Genomic DNA, 17,904 nt, shown 5'->3' on the forward strand with positions numbered 1-17,904 from the left:
ATCTTCCATGACGCGTTGGTGACTTCCAGCCTCCTCCGATTGGCGGCGGCGGTTGGGATGTGCGGCGGACAATAGGTGCCATGCGCCACACATCACTCGATGCGCTTGCGACCTTCATCGCCGTTGCGCGGGCAGGTTCGGTGACCGGAGGTTCGGACGAGATCGGACTCACGCAGTCGACCGTGTCCGCACAGGTTCAGGCGCTCGAGCGTGAACTGGGCTACCCATTGTTCGAGCGGAGTTCCCGAGGGGTTTCGCTGACCCACCGCGGTCGAGCGTTGCTGGCGCGGGTCGGGGGCGCGGTCGATGCCGCAGCGCAAGCGGCCGCTGAGGCTACGGGCCTGGCGACGTCGGAGCACACTGTGTTCCTCGGTGGGCCGGCAGAGCTGCTGTCCCTCGTCGTGCTCCCGCGGTTCCACGAGTGGGCTCCGCGCGAGGTCGACATCCGCGTGGAGTTCGGCCAGACCACCGGACTGCTCGCCAAACTCGAGTCGGGTGAGCTGGATCTCGTGGTGAGCACGACGCAGCCGCGGTTGCGAGGTGTCGAGTTCGCGCCCGTCGGCGACGAGCATTTCGTGCTCGTGGTCGCGCCGGAACTCGCCGGGCAATTCCGGACCGACCCCGACGGGCTTCCGATCGTCGCGTACGACGAGCACCTCCCGATCATCCGCCGTTACTGGCGCAGCGTGTTCGACCGCCGCCCGGCCCCGAGCCGGGTCCCCGTCACGGTTCCCGACTTGCGCGCCGTCGCCGACCTGGCCGCAGCAGGGGTGGGGATGACCGTCCTGCCGACGTATCTGGCTGCTCCCTACCTCGCCACCGGCAGGCTCCTCGATCCCCTCGCATTGGAGGACCCACCGCTGAACACGATCTATCTCGCCAAGCGTCGCGCGCGCGCCGGTCGCGCACCCGCCGTCGAAGCCGTGGCGGCGCGACTCGCGGCGTTGCTGCGACCGTGACCGATCTGCCGGCGGACCTCCACGCAGATCGGTCACGGTCCCGGGCGCTCAGAGCTCGATGAGCTCCCCGAACGACCTCTCGCGCTCCTCGAGGAGCGGCACGGCACCGTCCTGGGCGAGACGCTGGAAGTGGTCCGAGGCGGCGTGGTCCTGGAAGGCGCGCTCATCGCGGTAGACCTCGAAGATGCGGAACGCGCCAGGCCGCTCAGCGTCCTCGAACGCCTGGTAGGAGAGGTTCCCCGGTTCGCTGCGGCTGGCCGCGATCAGCTCGGTCAGGAACCCGCGCACCCTCTCGGCTTCGCCGTCGCGGGCCACCCAGAGGGCGTTGCAGGAGAAGGCGCTCATGCGGATAGGAGCGTCACGAGCTCGCGCCCGACGCGGGTCGCCGACTGCGGATTCTGGCCCGTCACGAGGCGCCCGTCGACGACGACCTGCTCGGTGAAGTCGGGTCCCGGGACGTGGGTCGCGCCCTTCTCTTCGAGCGCGTCGGCGAGCAGGAACGGCACGACGCCGGTCAGCTCAACAGCTTCCTCTTCCGCGTTCGTGAACCCCGCGACGCGCTTGCCGGACACGAGGGGCGTGCCGTCGCTGAGAGTGATGCCCACCAGCGCGGACGGGCCATGGCACACGGCGGCCACGACACCTCCCCGCTCGTAGACCGTGCGGCCGGTGAGGTTGACCGCCGGGTTGTCGGGGAAGTCCCACATCGTGCCGTGTCCGCCGACGAAAAGGACCGCCGCGTAGCGATTGGCGTCTACGTCGGCGAGCTTCGGGGTGTCCGCCAGCTGCGCCGCGATCGACGGGTCGGCCAGGAAGGCGTTCTGGATCTCATCGGTCTCGTCCCGGCCATCCTGCGGCGGCTCGCCCCCGGCGATCGACGCGATCTCGACACGGTATCCGGCATCGGTGAGCTGCTGCCAGGGGTGCGCGGCCTCACCGACGTAGTAGCCGGTCTTCCGCAGGCCGGCGAGGTCGTCGTGGCTCGTGAGCACCAGAAGCACGGTCTTGTCGTTCATGTTCTCCTCTTTCGACGGGTTTTCGAAGCCCGACGCTAGGCGTCCACCCGCATCCAGCGGCAATCGATTCTCCGATATCGGCCATCGGAAACTCAGAGAACCGAGAAGACACCGAGGGCTGGTGCGTCCCTGAACGCACCGGCCTTCGGCATCGGGTCAGTAGGTGACGGTCAGCGTGTTGCTCACCGAGATGAGCGTGACGACCGCGGCGTTGATGAAGCCGCCGATGTAGGGGTTGTTCGTCGCCCGGTAGATCTTCCGCGAGATGACCGCCGAGACCGCGAGGATCACGATCACCGGGAAGAGCCAGATGCTGAAGATGCCACCGAACCCGGGGATCGTCTCGCCCGTGATGAAGAACGTCGTGTACTGGGCGATCACGAGCACGATCGGCGCGATCGAGTTCGCCAGTGCGAGGACCAGCGTGTTCAGCCACTCCTTGCCGCGCAGCGTGAACCGGTTGAAGCCGTTGATCGCCACCGAGTTCGCGAAGAAGTAGACGAGGAAGAACGGCACGTACAGCAGCGCGATCCAGAGCTTGTCCGCCTCGAACGCCTTCACCGCGAGCACCCACAGCCGGAAGTCCGTCGTGAAGAAGTAGTCCAGGACGAACACGATCGCGAACGCCGCGGCGACGACGACGGCTCCGAGCCCGATGCCGTGGAAGAAGGTCTTCCATCCCGGGAGGACACCCGCCGCGCGCAGATCCAGGTCGTTCTTCCTGCCGAACGCGAAGTACGACACGAGCATGATGATCAGACCCGCGACACCGTTGATCGCCGCCCACGTCGCGATGAAGAACACCGCTCCCTGGGTGAAGATCGTCGGAAGCACGTTGAACGCGATGCCCTGCATCAGGGGCTGCTGGCTGAGCCACACGTAGCTCGCGCCCGAGAAGAGCGCGGAGACCAGCAGTCCGCCCCAGAACCAGGCCAGGCCGGTGCGGGTCGTGCCGGCGAGCTCACGCGTCTCCGTCACCCGCAGGCCGGCGAATGCCCGGGTGCCGAGGAGAGCACGGGTGAACGCGACGAGGAAGATGCCGAATCCGATCAGACCGACCGCCGTCGCCGTCTCCTTGATCTGCCACACCTGCGCGCCGGCGTCGATCGGCGTCGGGGCTCCGAACGTGGCTTCCCAGAACTCGATCTGCGAAGCCACGGTCGTCTGCGAGATGGTGCCCCACGGGTGCGTCTCGGCCGGGGTGTAGACGATGCGCGTCGCACCGTTCTCCTCATAGAACTGTCCGGCCCCCCGCTGCTGCGCATCCGCGGGGTCTGCGCCGAAGTTCAGGAACGACTGCGCGTTCGGGGTCGTGATGTAGTCACGCGGCGGGGTCAGCGCGACTCCCTCCGGGCTGTAGCTGCGGAAGAAGAACTCGTCGTACTGGTCGGCCACCAGGCCCACGTCGCGGGTGCCGTAGACGTTCGCGTATGCGCCGTCGGCATCCGTGTAGACGGGATCGTTGTCGACGAGGAAGACCGCGTCGATCAGCTGCTCGTCGGCCGCGTCGTCCAGGGCGACGGAGAAGTTCGCGGCTCGCGCCCCGTTCGAGTGCCCGGAGACGCCGATCTTGTCCTGATCGACGTAGGGCAGATCGGCGACCAGCTTGACGACGTCGTACATGCCGGTGCCGCCGAGGTCGAGCTGATCGTTGATCAGCGGCGATGAATTCCCGTGCCCGTACATGTCGATCGACACGACGACGAAGCCTCGGCGGGCGAGTTCGACGTAGTTCGCATCCTGCATCTCACGGTTGTTCCACCATCCGTGGGAGACGACGATCGCCGGCGCCTTGTTCTCGGCCGACACGGCGTCGGGGCGGAACATGAGGGCGCTGATCATCTGGCCGGACGGGGTCTCCCATCGCATGTCCTTGACCGCGACGGATCCGACGTTGGTCTGCACCGCCGACGCCACGATCGCCGACAGCAGCATCAGCACGAGAGACAGGCTCAGCCAGAACCGGTTGCGTCTTATGAGTGCGGGCTTCATTCGTTCTACTCCTTTGTATGCGTCCTCGTTCACATGCGCTGAGGGCGGCGCCCGGAAGGCGCGACGGCAGCATCGACGCCGCGTGAGCGCCGACGTGGAGAGGACTCCGACTGCGAGCTTCGGCGGTTGCCACCGCCGGGGGGACGGGAGAGGTGCCGAGCGTGCCGGTGACCGACATGGTCATCGGCCTGAATCGTATAGCCGAACGGGCATGGAATGAACCGTCGCCCGCTGGTTCTGCACCTCTGTGCAGAGGGCGCGCTGTTTCCCGCGCTCGAGCGTGAACGAACGTGCACCGGGGCAGAATGAGCGCATGACTCTGCCCGAACCGGACGGCTTCGCTCCGGCATCCGAAGCGCTCGTCGCGGACCTGGTGCCGCGTGACGAGACGAGTGCGAAGCGGACTCTGCGCACCGTCCTCAACCTGGTCGGCGGCATGTTCCTGGACGACCACGAGCTCGGACACTCGAACCTCGATCTCGTCGTCACGCGCCGCGACACCGGGGCGGCGGTGCTGCGCGTCGCGGCGGGCACCCCGACCGAGGCGAGCTACCTGATCGAACGGGTGAAGACCGACCTGGCCACCAAGTCCATCGAGGACTTCCTGTCGGAGTGGCGCTGAGCGGCGCTACCGGGCACGGCGGATCCGGATGGGCCCGCGCGCCGTGGACGGATCCACCACAGCGCCCCGCTGCGTGATCTCCACATCACCCGCGTCGACCATGCGTCGCGCCGCGCGGCGAGCGGGCTCCATCAGGTCGCGCCAGTCCTCCCCGCCGACCGCGCGGGCTGCCTCGGACGGGCAGACCGTGGCATCGGCGGCCCGCGCCGCGAGGAGAGCACGGATCGAGTCCTCGAGCTCCCGGTCCACCGTCGAGACCTTGCGTCGGCGGCACGCGTCCGAGCAGTACCGCACGTCGTCCCAGTTCGCCGCCCACTTCTTGCGCCACTGCATCTCGCGCCCGCACGACGCGCACACCTTCGTCGGCGCGTCGGGGGCGGAGGAGCGGCTCACTCCTCCAGTGTGAACCCGAAAATTCGCTCCGGGTCAAGAACGGCAGGAGTTACGCGTCCACGCCGCGTCACATCAGCCGGCCGCGCCCTCCGGCGGGGCATGCTGGGCTCACATCGATCTGCATGGAGCACCACGTGTCACGCATAGGCATCGTCGCCGAAGCGCCCCGCGAGAAGCGGGTGTCCGCGACCCCCACCACCGTTCCCAAACTCATCGCGCTCGGCTACGACGTCGTCGTCGAAGCCGGCGCGGGGGCGGGCTCGTCCTTTCCGGATGCCGAGTACGCCGCATCCGGAGCGATCATCGTCGCCGCCGACGAGGCGTGGGCGGCGGACATCGTCCTCAAGGTCGACGCCCCGACACCGGCCGAGATCGCCCGGCTCTCCGACGGCGGGACCCTGATCGCCCTCCTGAGCCCGGCGTTGCGTCCCGATCTCGTCGAGTCGCTCGCGACCCGCGGGATCACGGCGCTGGCTCTGGACGCGGTCCCCCGCATCTCGCGGGCGCAGTCGATGGACGTGCTCAGCTCGATGGCGAACATCTCCGGCTACCGCGCCGTGATCGAGGCGGCGAACGAGTTCGGCCGGTTCTTCACCGGCCAGGTGACCGCGGCGGGCAAAGTGCCGCCGGCGAAAGTCCTGGTGGCCGGCGCCGGTGTCGCGGGCCTGGCGGCGATCGGCGCCGCGTCGAGCCTCGGCGCGATCGTGCGGGCGACCGATCCGCGGCCCGAGGTCGCCGATCAGGTCGCCTCGATCGGCGGCGAGTATCTCGAGGTCATCGTGCCCGACGAGGCCAAGGAGGTCTCCGCCGACGGATACGCGAAGGCGACGAGCGAGGCGTACGACCGGCGGGCCGCGGAGATCTACTCGGAGCAGGCGGCGGACGTCGACATCATCATCACCACCGCCCTGATCCCCGGGCGCGCGGCGCCGCGGCTCATCACCGCCGCCGATGTGGCGAGCATGAAGCCCGGCAGCGTCATCGTCGACATGGCGGCGGCCCAGGGCGGCAACGTGGAGGGCTCGGTCGAAGGCGAGCGGGTGGTGACGGCGAACGGCGTCGTGATCCTCGGCTTCACCGACCTTCCCGGTCGCCTGCCGCAGCAGGCCTCGCAGCTGTTCGGCACGAACCTCGTGAACCTGCTGAAGCTGCTGACCCCCGCCAAGGACGGCCGGCTGCGGATCGACTTCGACGACGTCGTCCAGCGCACCGTCACGGTCGTCCGCCGCGGCGAGAAGACGTGGCCGCCGCCGCCCGTGCAGGTCTCGGCGGCCCCGCCGAAGGCCGCGGCGGCGGCATCCGCCCCGATCGAACCGAAGAAGCCGATGTCCACGCGTACCCGCGGCACGCTCGTCGCGGCCGGGATCGCCGTGCTGTTCGCGGTGTGCGCGTTCGCGCCGCCGCCCCTGCCGCAGCACTTCCTCGTCCTGACGCTCTCGGTCGTCGTCGGCTTCTACGTGATCGGACACGTCGCCCACGCCCTGCACACGCCGCTCATGAGCGTGACGAACGCGATCTCGGGCATCATCATCGTCGGCGCGATGGTGCAGATCACCGCACCCGACCTCACCGTCCAGATCCTCGCGGCGATCGGGGTGCTGCTGGCGAGCATCAACATCTTCGGCGGGTTCGCCGTCACCCGGCGCATGCTCGCGATGTTCCAGAAGGGTCAGAGCCGATGACCACGATCGACACGGCCGGGCAGGTCGCCGGTGCGGCGTACATCGTCGCGGCGCTGCTGTTCATCCTGAGCCTGGCGGGTCTCAGCAAGCACGAGACGAGCCGCCGCGGTGTGGCCTTCGGCATCACCGGCATGGCGATCGCGCTCGCCGCGACCGTGTGGGTGACGATCGCCGGCGCGTGGGGACAGCCGCAGACGACGCTCGGCATCGTGCTCCTCGTCGCGGCGGTGCTCGTCGGCGGGGCGATCGGGCTGTGGCGGGCGCGCGTGGTCGAGATGACCGGGATGCCGGAGCTCATCGCCCTTCTCCACTCCTTCGTGGGTCTTGCCGCGGTGCTCGTCGGCTGGAACGGGGCGCTGTACGACGCCGGCCTCGAGGGCGCCCTCGCCGACATCCACCACGCCGAGGTGTTCGTCGGCGTCTTCATCGGCGGGGTCACCTTCACCGGGTCGATCGTGGCCTTCCTCAAGCTCTCGGGGCGCATCTCGTCGAAGCCGCTCGTGCTCCCGGGCAAGAACGTCCTGAACCTCGGGGCACTCGTCGTGTTCGTCGTCCTCACGGTCTGGTACGTGATCACCCCGGAGCTGTGGCTGCTCATCCTCGTGACGGTGCTCGCGTTCGCGCTCGGCTGGCACCTCGTCGCCTCGATCGGCGGCGGCGACATGCCCGTCGTGGTCTCGATGCTCAACAGCTACTCCGGATGGGCCGCGGCTGCCGCCGGATTCCTGCTGAACAACGACCTGCTGATCGTCACCGGTGCCCTCGTCGGCTCGTCCGGCGCATACTTGTCGTACATCATGTGCAAAGCGATGAACCGGTCCTTCCTCTCCGTGATCGCCGGCGGGTTCGGCATCGAGGCGCCGAAGGGGGAGCAGGCGGATCTGGGCGAGCATCGCGAGATCGACGCCGAGGGCGCCGCCGAGCTCCTCGCCGGCGCCTCGAGCGTCGTGATCACCCCGGGCTACGGCATGGCGGTCGCCCAGGCGCAGCACGGCGTCGCCGACCTCGTGCAGAAGCTGCGTGAACGCGGCGTGGACGTGAGGTTCGGCATCCACCCCGTGGCCGGCCGACTGCCCGGCCACATGAACGTCCTGCTCGCCGAGGCGAAGGTGCCGTACGACATCGTGCTCGAGATGGATGAGATCAACGACGACCTGGCTCAGACCGACGTCGTCCTCGTGATCGGGGCGAACGACACCGTGAACCCTGCGGCGGCGGAGGACCCGGGTTCGCCGATCGCGGGGATGCCGGTGCTGCGCGTGTGGGAGGCGCGCAACGTGATCGTCTTCAAGCGGTCGATGGCCTCGGGATACGCCGGTGTGCCGAACCCGCTGTTCTATCGGGACAACGCGCAGATGCTGTTCGGCGACGCGAAGGAGCGCGTGGAGGACATCCTGTTCGCCCTCGCACGCGTCTCCGCCTGACGCCACGGCCCGGCCCCGCACTCGCGGGAGCCGGGCCGTCTCCTCATTCGTACCTGAGTGATTCCACCGGGTCGGCACGCGCCGCACGCGCGGCGGGCAGGGTTCCGGCGAGGAACGCGATGCCCATCACGATGACGATGATCACCGCGATCGAGAGCGGATCGAACGCGATGAGCGTGAGCCCCGGAAGATCTGCCAGGAGCGTGCCCGACAGTGCCGAGCTGATGCCCACGCCGGCGACGATCGCCACCGCCACTCCGATCGCACTGCCGAGGAGCCCGATGAAGGCCGCTTCGAAGCTGAACAGGGAGAACACCCGGCCATTCCCCATGCCCATGGCCTTCATGAGACCGATCTCACGCGTCCGCTCCTGCACGGACATCAGCAGGGTGTTGACGATGCCGAAGCTCGCGGCGAGCAGGGCGATCACCGCGAAGGCGTTGAGCACGAGGACGATTCCGTCGATCACCGTGCGGAACGCGCCCAGCTGATCGGCGACCGTCGACCCGGTGAAGCCCTCCGCGGCGAGCCGATCCTTGAGCGCGGCGATGTCGTCATCGGTCGCCTGTGGGTCGAAACGGATGGTCGCCTGGGCGTAGCGGTCGAGCTGATCGGCGGGAACGCCGATGTTCTGCGCGTCGAAGAGCGCATCGCTGAGCGCCTGGTTGGGAACGATGCTCGCTCCGGCGGGGGTGACCAACGCGTCGTCCGCGACCCCGACGACGGTGGCGTCGAACGTGTGCGCGGTGCGCTCGGCGTCGGTGAGGGTGAGCTCCACGGTCTCGCCGATCGCCTCGTCGGCGTTTCCGAGTCCCATGGGCTCGACGAAGTCGATCGGCAGCACGAGCTGGAGCTCGCTCGACGCGTCGTCCGGCTCGGCACCGGCGGCGAGCTCGATCGTCTGCCCCGCGATGAGGGCGCCGACGCCGATCACGTACTTCGTCCCGTCACCGGCCTGGATGTAGTCCAGGCTGATCGTCCGGGTGGGCTGCACGTCGAGGACGCCGTCGATCCCGGCGAGGGTGTCCAGATCATCGGGTCGGAGGGCGATCACGGTGGATCCCGGAGGGCCGGGCTGACCGCTCGCGACGGCGTCCGGATCGTACTCGACGGGTCCGTCGGCCGCGACGCCGGTCGGCCCGTCCGAGGTCTTCGTGACGGTCATCGCATCGGACGCGCCGATCGCCGTGACGGTGTCGTCGATGTAGGCGTTGATGCCGGTACCGAGGCCGCTGGTCAGTGTCAGGGTGAACGCGCCGACGAAGATCGCGAGGATCGTGAGGATGGTCCGCGTCTTCGAGCGGAAGGTGTTCGCGACGGCGGTGCCGATCAGGTCGAGGGTCTTCACGCCGCCACCCCCGCCGAGTCCTCGACGAGCAGGCCGTCGCGGATGAACAGTCGGCGATCGCAGCGGCTCGCGAGGTCTTCGTCGTGCGTCACGACGATGAGCGTGATGCCGTGCTCGCGGTTGAGGCTGAACAGGATGTCCTCCACCACGGCGCCCGTCGCGCTGTCGAGGTTGCCGGTGGGCTCGTCCGCGAAGATGATCCGCGGGTTGTTCACCAGCGCCCGGGCGATCACCGTGCGCTGCTTCTGCCCCCCGGACAGATTGACGGCCTTGTTCTTGGCCTTGTCATCCAGTTCGAGTTGCGCGAGGGCGGCCAGGCCGCGGCGTCGACGTTCGGCGCGTCCGACGCCGGCGATCTTCAGTGGCAGGATCACGTTCTCCAGCACCGACGTGTTCCCGGTGAGGAAGAACTGCTGGAACACGAACCCGAACGTCTTGTTGCGGGTCCGATTCAGCGCCTTGCCGCGCAGGCGCGATGTGTCCGCGCCCTCCAGCTCGACCGTGCCGGCCGTGGGCGCGTCCAGCAGGGCGAGCACGTGCATGAGCGTCGACTTTCCCGATCCGCTCTTGCCGACGATCGCGATGCTCTCGCCCTCGGCGATGTCGAAGCTCACCCCCTTCAGTGCATCGAAGCGGTTCTGGCCTCGGCCGTAGGACTTGTGGATGTCCCTGACCGAGATGATCGGCGTCGTCATCTCTCTCCTCGTTTCGCTGCGGGTGGGTGCGGTCTCCAGCATCGCCGTGCCGGCGTGGCCGGCGCATCGCCCGTTCGGATGCACTTCCGTACCGCGGATGCGGTACGGCGGATGCCGCACCGGGAGGATCCGCGACGCGTCCGGGACCGGCACACTGGAGCGATGAGGTCCGCATCGCCGTCCGCCCGGACCGCCGCCGGCCTGCCGCCGAAGCTGCCGGCGTGGGTCGGGGACGTCGTGGCGGCGATCGTCGTGATCGGCACCGCGTTCATCCCGTTCCCCGAGGCGCAGTTCCATCCGACCGATCCGGCGGGCTACGCGCTCGTGGTCGCCCCGGCGCTCGTGCTGCCCTGGCGACGCCGCTTCCCCGTGGCTGCGCTCGCTGCGTGCGTGGTCCTGTACGGCGTCGCCGCTTTCGCCGCTGACGTCTGGCCGGGCATCGTGCTGGCGGTCGCGATCGCGGTGTTCGCCGTCGCCACCCGGTCGAGCAGGCGGCGGACCGTCGTGGTGACCCTGGTCACGATCGGCGTCGTGGTGCTCATCTCGGTGACCAGCTCGCTCGTCGTGATGCTCGGGACCCGGATCTTCGCGATCGCGATCACGATCGCGTTCGCCGCCGCCGCCGCGGATGCCGAGCGATCGGCGCGCGCGTACATCTCGGCGATCACCGAACGCGCGGAGCGCGCCGAGCAGACGCGCGAGTCCGAAGCGCGGCGCCGCGTGAGCGAAGAGCGACTCAGGATCGCCCGCGACCTCCACGACGTGGTGGCGCACCAGATCGCGGTCATCAGTCTGAACGCCGGTGTGGCGGCATCCGCGCTTCCTGCACGGCCGGAGGCGGCCGAGGATGCGGTCCGCACGATCCGCTCGGCCGCGCACACGGTGCTGGGCGAGATCGGCACCCTGCTGGAGGTGCTGCGGACGGATGAGGCGGCACCCGGCTCGCCGGACGCGCCGCAGCCGGGTATCGACAGCATCGCCGACCTCGTCGAGGCGTTCGCGGATGCCGGGCTCGCGGTGACCCTGCGGACGGAGGGCGACCTGGCCACGGTGAGTGCGACGAGTGGCCTCACCGCGTACCGCGTGGTGCAGGAGGCGCTCACCAACGCCCACAAGCACGGCGTCGAGGGCCGCGCGCACGTCCTGGTGAGCGTGGACGAGGCGCTGCACGTCGTCGTGACGAACCCGACGGGCGCGGATGCGGGTGCCGCCGAGGCGCCGCCGGGGTCCGGGCTCGGGCTCATCGGCGTCCGCGAGCGGGTGTCGGCGTTGCGCGGGTCGGTCGAAGCGGGGTCGGTCCCGGGCGGATGGCGGGTGTCGGCGACACTCCCGCTCTCGACGGAGGGAGCGCGATGATCCGGGTGCTCGTGGTCGATGACCAGGTGCTGATCCGACGGGCCGTGGTCCAGATCCTCGGCACGGCACCCGATGTGGACGTGGTGGGAGAGGCGCCGGACGGACTCGAGGCCGTGGCGGCGGCATCCCGACTCCGTCCCGATGTCGTCGTGATGGACATCCGGATGCCGCGCATGGACGGCATCGAGGCGACCGCGGCCATCTGCTCCGACGCCGATCTCGCGGAGACGCGGGTCCTCATCCTGACCACGTTCGAAGAGGACGAGTACATCGTCGCCGCGCTCCGGGCCGGCGCGAGCGGATTCATCGGCAAAGGCGCGGAACCGGAGGCGATCGTGCACGCCGTCCAGGCGATCGCCGCGGGCGACGCGCTGCTTTCCGCTGCGGCGACGCGGAGTCTCATCACGCGCTGCGTCCTGCCGCGGACGGGCGGAGCGCCTGTCGAGGTGCCGGCGCAGTTGCGCGACCTGACGGACAGGGAGCGGGAAGTGCTTCTGCTCGTCGCCCGCGGTCTGTCGAACCACGAGATCGCCGAGAGCCTGCACATCTCCCCGCACACGGCGAAGACGCACGTGAACCGCGTGATGGCGAAGGTCGAGGCGCACGATCGTGCGCAGCTGGTGATCCTCGCCTATGAGAGCGGGCTCCTGGTGCCCGGTGACGCGTGAACGCTCCGGCTACACAGGAACCGAGGGGAGCACGATCCGTGCGTCGCTGAGGTCGCCGAGCACGTCGCGCGTGATCTCGCCGTGTGAGCGGGAGTAGTCGCCCGCGCGGCTGATCTCGTCAATGAGCTGGAGGAGCTCCAGGGTCATCCCCGCGGTTACGCGCACGGTCAGCGAGGCGGCGTCTTCGCCGAGGCGGTCCGCCAGGACGCCCTCCAACTCCTCCCGGGCCGTGCGGTAGTAGTCCCACAGCTTGGCGCGCGGGGCGGCGGACGCGTCGATGATCCGCCGGAGCTCGGGGATGCGGCCCTCCGGATCGTCGACGGTGTCGGCGATCTCCAGGAGCACGTGCGCGAGGGAGTGCTCCAGCGGCTCGTCGGCGGGACGGTCTCGCAGGTGCGGGGCGATCTCGATCGCCGTCGTGAGTCGATCGAGCAGGAGCAGGTCCTTGCTGGGGAAGTAGCGATACAGCGTCGTCGTGCCGACCTCGGCGCGCTCGGCGATCTGCTCCATGGTGGTCGCGTCGTAGCCATCGCGCTCGAAGAGCTCGATCGCGGCGTCCACCATCCGAGCGCGGCTGCGCGCCGCCTTTGTCTCCCGCAGTCCCATGCGGCGATTCTAATCGACTACCGAATGGAAGTCACTTCCGAAAAGTGTTGACATCCGGATCTCGTGGCCTTATAAATAGTAGTCACTACCACTTGGACTGGACTTCCAGACAAGTCGATCGCACGAAGGAGTGTCCATGTCCGTTCCCGACGCCGCCGTCGCCGTTCAGGCCCCCGACGCGGGCATCACGCCCGTCGGGCGCCTGCTGCCCGCGATGTTCGCCTCCAACGTCAGCGCCTTCATCGGCCTCCTGACGCCGCTCCAGGTGCTCATGACCCTGCACCTGACCCGCATCGCCGGGCCCGGTGCGGCGGCAGCTTTCGGCATCATCACCGGCTTCGGTGCGCTCGCCGCCCTGATCGCCAGCCCGCTCGGCGGCCGCATCAGCGATCGCACCGCTGCGCGGTTCGGCCGTCGCCGGACGTGGATCCTGACCGGCGCGATCGCGGGCTCCGCGACCGTCCTCGGGATGGCGTTCACTACCGAGGTGTGGCAGATGGCGCTTCTCTGGTGCGGCACGCAGGCGCTGTTCAACTTCCAGCTCGCCGCGACCAGCGCTCTCATGGCCGACCAGGTGCCCGAGCGCCGGCGGGGCACCGCATCCGGCCTCCTCGGACTCTCCGCCGCGGTCGGACCGCTCGTGGGCGTCGCGGCGGTCAGCGCGGTGAGCGACCCCTTCCTGCAGTGGATCGTCACCGCGGTCGCCGCGACCGGTCTCGCCGTCGTGTCGGTGCTGATGCTCCGCGATCGGCAGCATCCGCGCCCCGAAGGGGAGGCCAGTCTCGGCGTCGTCGAGCTGCTGAAGTCGTTCTGGCTCAACCCGTGGAAGCACCCCGCGTTCGGGTGGGCGTGGCTCGTCCGCTTCCTGGTCTTCGCCGCCGTCGCGAGCTCCACCTACAACGCGTTTTTCCTCATGGACCGGTTCGACGTCTCGCCCGAGGAGGTGCCGGCATCCGTGCTCGTTCTCACGCTCCTGAACGTGGTCGCGCTCGCCCTCACCGCCGTCATCGCGGGCCCGCTCTCCGACCGGGTGCAGCGGCAGAAGCCGTTCGCCGCGGGCGCAGGCGTCGCGGCGGCGATCGCGCTCGCGCTCATGGCGATCGCGACCGACATGTGGTTCGTCTACGCGGCGTCCGCGCTGCTCGGCATCGCCATCGGCCTCGTCGGGTCGGTCGACCTCGCCCTCTGCGTGCGTGTGCTGCCCAACAAGGAGAACGCGGGCAAGGACCTCGGCGTCATCAACATGGCGGGTCTGCTCCCGCAGTCGATCGTGCCGTTCGTCGCTCCGGTGTTCCTCGCCCTCGGCGGCTACGCCCTGCTCTACGTGGTCCTCGGGATCGCCGCGCTGATCGGCGCGCTCGCGGTGCTCCGCATCCCCGAGATCGGCCGCGAGGGCGATCCCCGATTCGCCGCGATCACCCGCACCTCGGCATCCGCCGCCTGAATCCGTCGTCATCTCCCTCACGCAAGGAACCACTTCGATGAACACCATCTCCGTCTCCTCCTACAGCCTCCGTGAGCAGCTCGGTCCGATCGCTCTCGCCTACATCGACGCCGAAGGCAACGACCAGGTCTTCCGACAGGACTTCCCCGACGTCATGCGGATCGCCGACGTTCCGACCCGCGCGGCCGCCGACCTCGGCGTCTCCGCGGTCGAGACGGTGGCCTTCCAGTTCTCCGGCATCGACGACCCCGAGATCGACAGGTTCGCCGCCAACGCCAGGGCTGCCGGGCTGGAGCTCCTGAACGCCGCGGTCGACGTCGGCGACCTTCTCGGCCAGGATGCCGGGCGCCGCGCGTCCGACATCGCCGAGCTGACGCGGTGGATCGATCGGTTCGCCGACGCCGGATTCCGCTTCGTACGGGTGAACCCCGGCTCGCCCTTCAGCGCCTCGCACGGCGACGTGCCCCCCGCCCACCTCGTCGCCGCTCTGCGCAAACTGGGAGAGCACGCCTCGTCGCGCGGCATCCGCCTGCTGGTGGAGAACCACGGCGGGCCCTCGAGCGACCCCGCCTGGATGCTGGCGCTCCTGGACGCCGTCGGGCGCGAGCGACTCGGCCTCCTGCTCGACCTCGGCAACTTCGACGCCCTGATGGGACCGCTCATGGCAACGATGTTCGCGCCTCCCGGAAGCGCCCCGGCCGACCCGTTCGCCGACCTCGACCTCACGAGCCTCTACGAGGGCATCGACGCGCTCGCCCACCGGGCGGAGCTCGTACACGTGAAGATCCACGTCGTCGGCCCCGACGGCGCCGTCGGACCCGTCGACCTCGACCGCGCACTCGGCATCCTCGCCGCGCACGGCTACACCGGTCCGCTCACCGTCGAATACGAGGGGGCGGGCGGCGACCCGTGGGTCAACACCGGTCGCGTCGTCGAGCGCACCGCGGCATTCGCCGTCTGACAGGAAAGGACACCGCACATGTCGACCACCGCCGAGCACGTGGACGTGCTCATCATCGGCTCCGGGCCGTCCGGCGCCACCTATGCCCGCACGATCGGCGAGGCGCTCCCCGACACCCGCATCCTCATGGTGGAGGCGGGGCCGCGCATCCCCGGAGTCCGCGGCGATCACAGCCAGAACATGACCGATGAGGAGCGCGCGGCGGCTCAGCTGCTCACGCAGGGTCCGGATGCCGGGATCGAGCGGGCCGCCGCGCTCGCCGACATCGCACCCGGGATCGACCCGAGCCTGGAGTTCCGGCAGACGATCCTCCCGGGCCTGCACTTCGTCGATCCGCGTCCCGAGCTGGAGGAGGGCGAGGTCGGGCTTCCGGCCGCGAGCATGGCCACCGGCGTCGGGGGCATGGGCATCCACTGGGGCACGTCGAGCCCGAGGCCCCGAGGCTCCGAGCGGATCCCGTTCATCCCCGATGACGAGATGGATGCGGCGCTGGACCGCGCCGAGGAACTCCTCGGCACGACCGTCCACGGCAACCAGGGCACCGGGCTGCCGGAAGCCGTCCGCGCCGCCGTGGCCGAACTGCTCGACGGGCCGGGGCTCGCGCCGACCTGCTTCATGCCGACCTCGACCCGGTGGGAGGGCGGCACGCTGCGCTTCGCCGGGACGGGCCGCATCCTCGGGGCGCTCGAAGACGAGGTGCCGGGGTTCGAGCTGCGCGCCCAGACGCTCGCCAAGCGGGTCCTCGCGACCGACGGCGCGGCGACGGGAGCGATCCTGGAAGACCGCGCGACCGGCGACGAGTACGAGGTGGGTGCGCGGGTGGTCGTCGTCTGCGCCGACGGACTGCGGACCCCGCAGGTGCTGTTCGCCTCCGGCATCCGTCCGCCCGCGCTCGGTCGCCACCTCAACGAGCACTTCCAGGTGGGGACGTTCGTGCAGCTCGCGGACGAGTTCGATCCGGCGCAGTTCCCGCCGGAGCCGAGGAACGTCACGAGCGTCGTCACGCCGTTCTCGGACGAGCGCCCGTTCCAGCTCGGGGTCATGACCCTCGCGAACTCGGCGTTCAAGATCGCCCTCGGCGAGGGGGACTCGCTGAGCGGCGACGCCGCCTCCCGCCTCGCGGTCCTCGCCTGCTACGGCGCGAAGGACGTCCAGGCGGCGGATGCGGTGGAGTTCAGCGACACGGAGACCGACTTCTTCGGGATGCCGAGGATGCGGATCCGCTACCGGCTCACCGACACGGACCGTCGAACGGTCGAGCGCATGCGGGCGACGTCGAGCGCCGTGGCCGACCGTCTCGGCACCCCGCTCGGCGAGCCCGAGCTCGCCGCCGGGGGGTCGTCGCTGCACTATCACGGCACCGTCCGGATGGGTCAGGTGGATGACGGCGGATCCGTGTGCGACCCCGATCTCGCGGTGTGGGGCGTCGACGGGCTCTACGTCGGAGGCAATGGGGTCATCCCGACGGCCACCGCGACCAACCCGACGCTCACGATCGTCGCTCTCGCGTGGCGGGCGGCGCGGCGCATCGCGGACCGTCTGGCGGAGGAGAATGACGAGGCCCGACGCGCGGAGGCGTCGGCGGGAGGGCGGTCGTCGTGAGCCAGGCATGGGGCGCCGGCTGGGCGCAGGCGGTCACCGACATCACGGGCGCCGGCATCTCGGTGACGGGGCGGACGATCCGGATCCGGGTGACCCCGGGCCTCGCAGGCGACGCCGTCCGCATCGTTCTGAGCAGCCGGTTCTCGGCTGCGCCGGTGGTCATCGGCCGCGCCGCCGTCATCTCGGGTGGGACCGTCGTGCCGCTCCGCTTCGACGGCGCGACCGGCGTGACCCTGGCACCCGGCGCCGACGTCCGGTCGGACGCCGCGTCGATCACCGTCGCCGCGGGCACCCCGCTCGACATCGACCTGCACCTCCCGGGGACGATCGTGCTCACCGATGCCAACCTGTCGGTGTCGGAGTGGTGGCCGTCGCCTCCCGGCGATCACGTCGGCTCCCTGGATCTCGAGCCCGAGCCGCGTCCTCTCCTCGCGCTCCCCGACGGCTCGGCGCTGCCCGCGCCGACGCCGCTGCTGTCGGCCGTCGAGGTGCGTGCCGTCGAGCTCCCGCCGGTCGTCGTCTGCTTCGGCGACTCGATCACCGCCGCGGGCTGGCCCGAGCGGGCATCCGCTCTGCTGCGTCCGGACGGGGCGGTGCTGGTCAACCGCGGCATCCCGGGGAACCGCCTCCGCTTCGACGGGGCAGGACCTCTCGGCGGGTTCTTCGGGCCGGCGGGGGTGTCGCGCTTTGATGCGGACGTCCTCGGCACCTCCGGGGCGACGCACGTCGTGATCGCGCTCGGCACCAACGATCTCGGTCACCCCGGGCAGCACGCGCCGGAGTCCGAGCTGCCCACGGCGACCGAGCTTGTCGCGGCCCTCGACGTGCTCGCCGCACGCGCACGGGCGGCGGGTCTCGGTGTCTTCCTCGCGACGATCACCCCCTGTCGGGACGCCGTCGGCTACGACGCTGAGCGAGAGGGCACTCGTCTCGCTGTCAACGACTGGATCCGTTCCGGTGTCGCAGGCGAGGTTATCGATATGGACGCCGTTCTCCGCAGCCTGCACGAACCGTCCCGGCTCGCTCCCGACTTCGACAGCGGCGACCACCTGCATCCGAGCGTGGAGGGTCTGGAGCGCATGGCTCAGGAGGCGCGCGCGATCATCGGCGTCGCCGCGCGCCGGCCCTGAACGCCG

The 17,904-nt window shown here is 69.8% G+C and carries 17 protein-coding genes; 10 read left to right on the forward strand and 7 right to left on the reverse strand.

The genetic code is table 11. From position 1 onward, the window contains the following. The first annotated feature begins 80 nt into the window (after positions 1 to 80). Positions 81 to 959 (forward strand): LysR family transcriptional regulator, encoded by an 879-nt coding sequence (locus tag ABD197_RS02950; RefSeq protein ID WP_344051427.1) that lies wholly within the window; start codon positions 81 to 83, stop codon positions 957 to 959. Between the two features lie 48 nt (positions 960 to 1,007). On the opposite strand, the gene ABD197_RS02955 is transcribed toward ABD197_RS02950, so the two are convergent. The 3 genes from ABD197_RS02955 to ABD197_RS02965 all read right to left on the reverse strand — a co-directional run bounded on the left by ABD197_RS02955 (position 1,008) and on the right by ABD197_RS02965 (position 3,967). Continuing rightward, positions 1,008 to 1,304, reverse strand: coding sequence for a putative quinol monooxygenase (locus ABD197_RS02955; protein ID WP_344051429.1), 297 nt, complete (start codon positions 1,302 to 1,304; stop codon positions 1,008 to 1,010). After that, positions 1,301 to 1,975 (reverse strand): type 1 glutamine amidotransferase domain-containing protein, encoded by a 675-nt coding sequence (locus tag ABD197_RS02960; protein ID WP_344051431.1) that lies wholly within the window; start codon positions 1,973 to 1,975, stop codon positions 1,301 to 1,303. The genes ABD197_RS02955 and ABD197_RS02960 overlap by 4 nt, the downstream gene beginning before the upstream one ends. Positions 1,976 to 2,131: 156 nt before the next feature. After that, positions 2,132 to 3,967 carry an alpha/beta hydrolase family protein gene (locus tag ABD197_RS02965; protein ID WP_344051433.1) on the reverse strand — a complete coding sequence of 612 codons (1,836 nt, stop codon included), beginning with the start codon at positions 3,965 to 3,967 and terminating at the stop codon, positions 2,132 to 2,134. Positions 3,968 to 4,280: 313 nt separating this feature from the next. On the opposite strand from ABD197_RS02965, the gene ABD197_RS02970 reads away from it, so the two are divergent. Beyond that, complete coding sequence (locus tag ABD197_RS02970) at positions 4,281 to 4,589, forward strand: hypothetical protein (RefSeq protein WP_344051435.1); 309 nt, start codon at positions 4,281 to 4,283, stop codon at positions 4,587 to 4,589. 6 nt (positions 4,590 to 4,595) lie between these two features. On the opposite strand, the gene ABD197_RS02975 is transcribed toward ABD197_RS02970, so the two are convergent. After that, positions 4,596 to 4,982 carry a DUF3253 domain-containing protein gene (locus ABD197_RS02975; RefSeq protein ID WP_344051437.1) on the reverse strand — a complete coding sequence of 129 codons (387 nt, stop codon included), beginning with the start codon at positions 4,980 to 4,982 and terminating at the stop codon, positions 4,596 to 4,598. A gap of 134 nt (positions 4,983 to 5,116) precedes the next feature. Here ABD197_RS02975 and ABD197_RS02980 point away from each other — a divergent pair, with 134 nt between their 5' ends. Continuing rightward, positions 5,117 to 6,664: a Re/Si-specific NAD(P)(+) transhydrogenase subunit alpha gene (locus tag ABD197_RS02980; RefSeq protein WP_344051439.1), complete on the forward strand. Its 1,548-nt coding sequence runs from the start codon at positions 5,117 to 5,119 to the stop codon at positions 6,662 to 6,664. Continuing rightward, positions 6,661 to 8,088 carry a Re/Si-specific NAD(P)(+) transhydrogenase subunit beta gene (gene pntB / locus ABD197_RS02985; RefSeq protein WP_344051441.1) on the forward strand — a complete coding sequence of 476 codons (1,428 nt, stop codon included), beginning with the start codon at positions 6,661 to 6,663 and terminating at the stop codon, positions 8,086 to 8,088. The genes ABD197_RS02980 and pntB overlap by 4 nt, the downstream gene beginning before the upstream one ends. A 43-nt stretch (positions 8,089 to 8,131) precedes the next feature. Here pntB and ABD197_RS02990 read toward each other — a convergent pair whose 3' ends face one another. Both ABD197_RS02990 and ABD197_RS02995 read right to left on the reverse strand, forming a co-directional pair. Continuing rightward, positions 8,132 to 9,436, reverse strand: a complete 1,305-nt coding sequence (locus ABD197_RS02990; protein WP_344051443.1) for an ABC transporter permease — start codon at positions 9,434 to 9,436, stop codon at positions 8,132 to 8,134. Next, entirely contained in the window at positions 9,433 to 10,131 is a 699-nt protein-coding gene (locus tag ABD197_RS02995; RefSeq protein WP_344051445.1) for an ABC transporter ATP-binding protein, read from the reverse strand. The genes ABD197_RS02990 and ABD197_RS02995 overlap by 4 nt, the downstream gene beginning before the upstream one ends. Before the next feature lie 162 nt (positions 10,132 to 10,293). Between ABD197_RS02995 and ABD197_RS03000 the strand changes: the two genes are divergently transcribed. Next, complete coding sequence (locus tag ABD197_RS03000; RefSeq protein ID WP_344051447.1) at positions 10,294 to 11,487, forward strand: sensor histidine kinase; 1,194 nt, start codon at positions 10,294 to 10,296, stop codon at positions 11,485 to 11,487. Continuing rightward, on the forward strand, positions 11,484 to 12,155 hold the full coding sequence (locus ABD197_RS03005) for a response regulator (protein WP_344051449.1): 672 nt from the start codon (positions 11,484 to 11,486) through the stop codon (positions 12,153 to 12,155). The genes ABD197_RS03000 and ABD197_RS03005 overlap by 4 nt, the downstream gene beginning before the upstream one ends. A 9-nt stretch (positions 12,156 to 12,164) precedes the next feature. Here the strand turns inward: ABD197_RS03005 and ABD197_RS03010 are convergent, their stop codons facing one another. After that, the gene (locus ABD197_RS03010; RefSeq protein ID WP_344051451.1) at positions 12,165 to 12,761 is read right to left on the reverse strand and encodes a TetR/AcrR family transcriptional regulator; all 597 of its coding nucleotides are present in this window, start codon (positions 12,759 to 12,761) and stop codon (positions 12,165 to 12,167) included. A 136-nt stretch (positions 12,762 to 12,897) separates the two neighbouring features. Here ABD197_RS03010 and ABD197_RS03015 point away from each other — a divergent pair, with 136 nt between their 5' ends. From ABD197_RS03015 to ABD197_RS03030, 4 genes are read left to right on the forward strand one after another with little or no spacing between them, the layout of a single operon-like run. Further along, on the forward strand, positions 12,898 to 14,205 hold the full coding sequence (locus ABD197_RS03015; RefSeq protein WP_344051453.1) for an MFS transporter: 1,308 nt from the start codon (positions 12,898 to 12,900) through the stop codon (positions 14,203 to 14,205). Positions 14,206 to 14,242: 37 nt separating this feature from the next. Next, positions 14,243 to 15,166, forward strand: a complete 924-nt coding sequence (locus tag ABD197_RS03020) for a sugar phosphate isomerase/epimerase family protein (RefSeq protein WP_344051455.1) — start codon at positions 14,243 to 14,245, stop codon at positions 15,164 to 15,166. A gap of 18 nt (positions 15,167 to 15,184) precedes the next feature. After that, entirely contained in the window at positions 15,185 to 16,768 is a 1,584-nt protein-coding gene (locus ABD197_RS03025; RefSeq protein WP_344051458.1) for a GMC oxidoreductase, read from the forward strand. Beyond that, positions 16,765 to 17,898 (forward strand): GDSL-type esterase/lipase family protein, encoded by a 1,134-nt coding sequence (locus ABD197_RS03030; protein WP_344051460.1) that lies wholly within the window; start codon positions 16,765 to 16,767, stop codon positions 17,896 to 17,898. Before ABD197_RS03025 ends, ABD197_RS03030 begins: the two co-directional genes overlap by 4 nt. Positions 17,899 to 17,904: the final 6 nt, after the last annotated feature.

It is taken from the genome of Microbacterium lacus (assembly GCF_039531105.1).
In the GTDB taxonomy this organism is placed as follows: domain Bacteria; phylum Actinomycetota; class Actinomycetes; order Actinomycetales; family Microbacteriaceae; genus Microbacterium; species Microbacterium lacus.

Excerpts from the sequence above, each read along its gene's own strand:
- ABD197_RS03020 (WP_344051455.1), top strand. The coding sequence starts at position 14,243 with ATGAACACCATCTCCGTCTCCTCCTACAGCCTCCGTGAGCAGCTCGGT.
- pntB (WP_344051441.1), top strand. The coding sequence starts at position 6,661 with ATGACCACGATCGACACGGCCGGGCAGGTCGCCGGTGCGGCGTACATC.
- ABD197_RS02995 (WP_344051445.1), bottom strand. The coding sequence starts at position 10,131 with ATGACGACGCCGATCATCTCGGTCAGGGACATCCACAAGTCCTACGGC.
- ABD197_RS03000 (WP_344051447.1), top strand. The coding sequence starts at position 10,294 with ATGAGGTCCGCATCGCCGTCCGCCCGGACCGCCGCCGGCCTGCCGCCG.
- ABD197_RS02965 (WP_344051433.1), bottom strand. The coding sequence starts at position 3,967 with ATGAAGCCCGCACTCATAAGACGCAACCGGTTCTGGCTGAGCCTGTCT.
- ABD197_RS03010 (WP_344051451.1), bottom strand. The coding sequence starts at position 12,761 with ATGGGACTGCGGGAGACAAAGGCGGCGCGCAGCCGCGCTCGGATGGTG.
- ABD197_RS02955 (WP_344051429.1), bottom strand. The coding sequence starts at position 1,304 with ATGAGCGCCTTCTCCTGCAACGCCCTCTGGGTGGCCCGCGACGGCGAA.
- ABD197_RS03025 (WP_344051458.1), top strand. The coding sequence starts at position 15,185 with ATGTCGACCACCGCCGAGCACGTGGACGTGCTCATCATCGGCTCCGGG.
- ABD197_RS02970 (WP_344051435.1), top strand. The coding sequence starts at position 4,281 with ATGACTCTGCCCGAACCGGACGGCTTCGCTCCGGCATCCGAAGCGCTC.
- ABD197_RS03005 (WP_344051449.1), top strand. The coding sequence starts at position 11,484 with ATGATCCGGGTGCTCGTGGTCGATGACCAGGTGCTGATCCGACGGGCC.
- ABD197_RS02950 (WP_344051427.1), top strand. The coding sequence starts at position 81 with ATGCGCCACACATCACTCGATGCGCTTGCGACCTTCATCGCCGTTGCG.
- ABD197_RS02960 (WP_344051431.1), bottom strand. The coding sequence starts at position 1,975 with ATGAACGACAAGACCGTGCTTCTGGTGCTCACGAGCCACGACGACCTC.
- ABD197_RS03015 (WP_344051453.1), top strand. The coding sequence starts at position 12,898 with ATGTCCGTTCCCGACGCCGCCGTCGCCGTTCAGGCCCCCGACGCGGGC.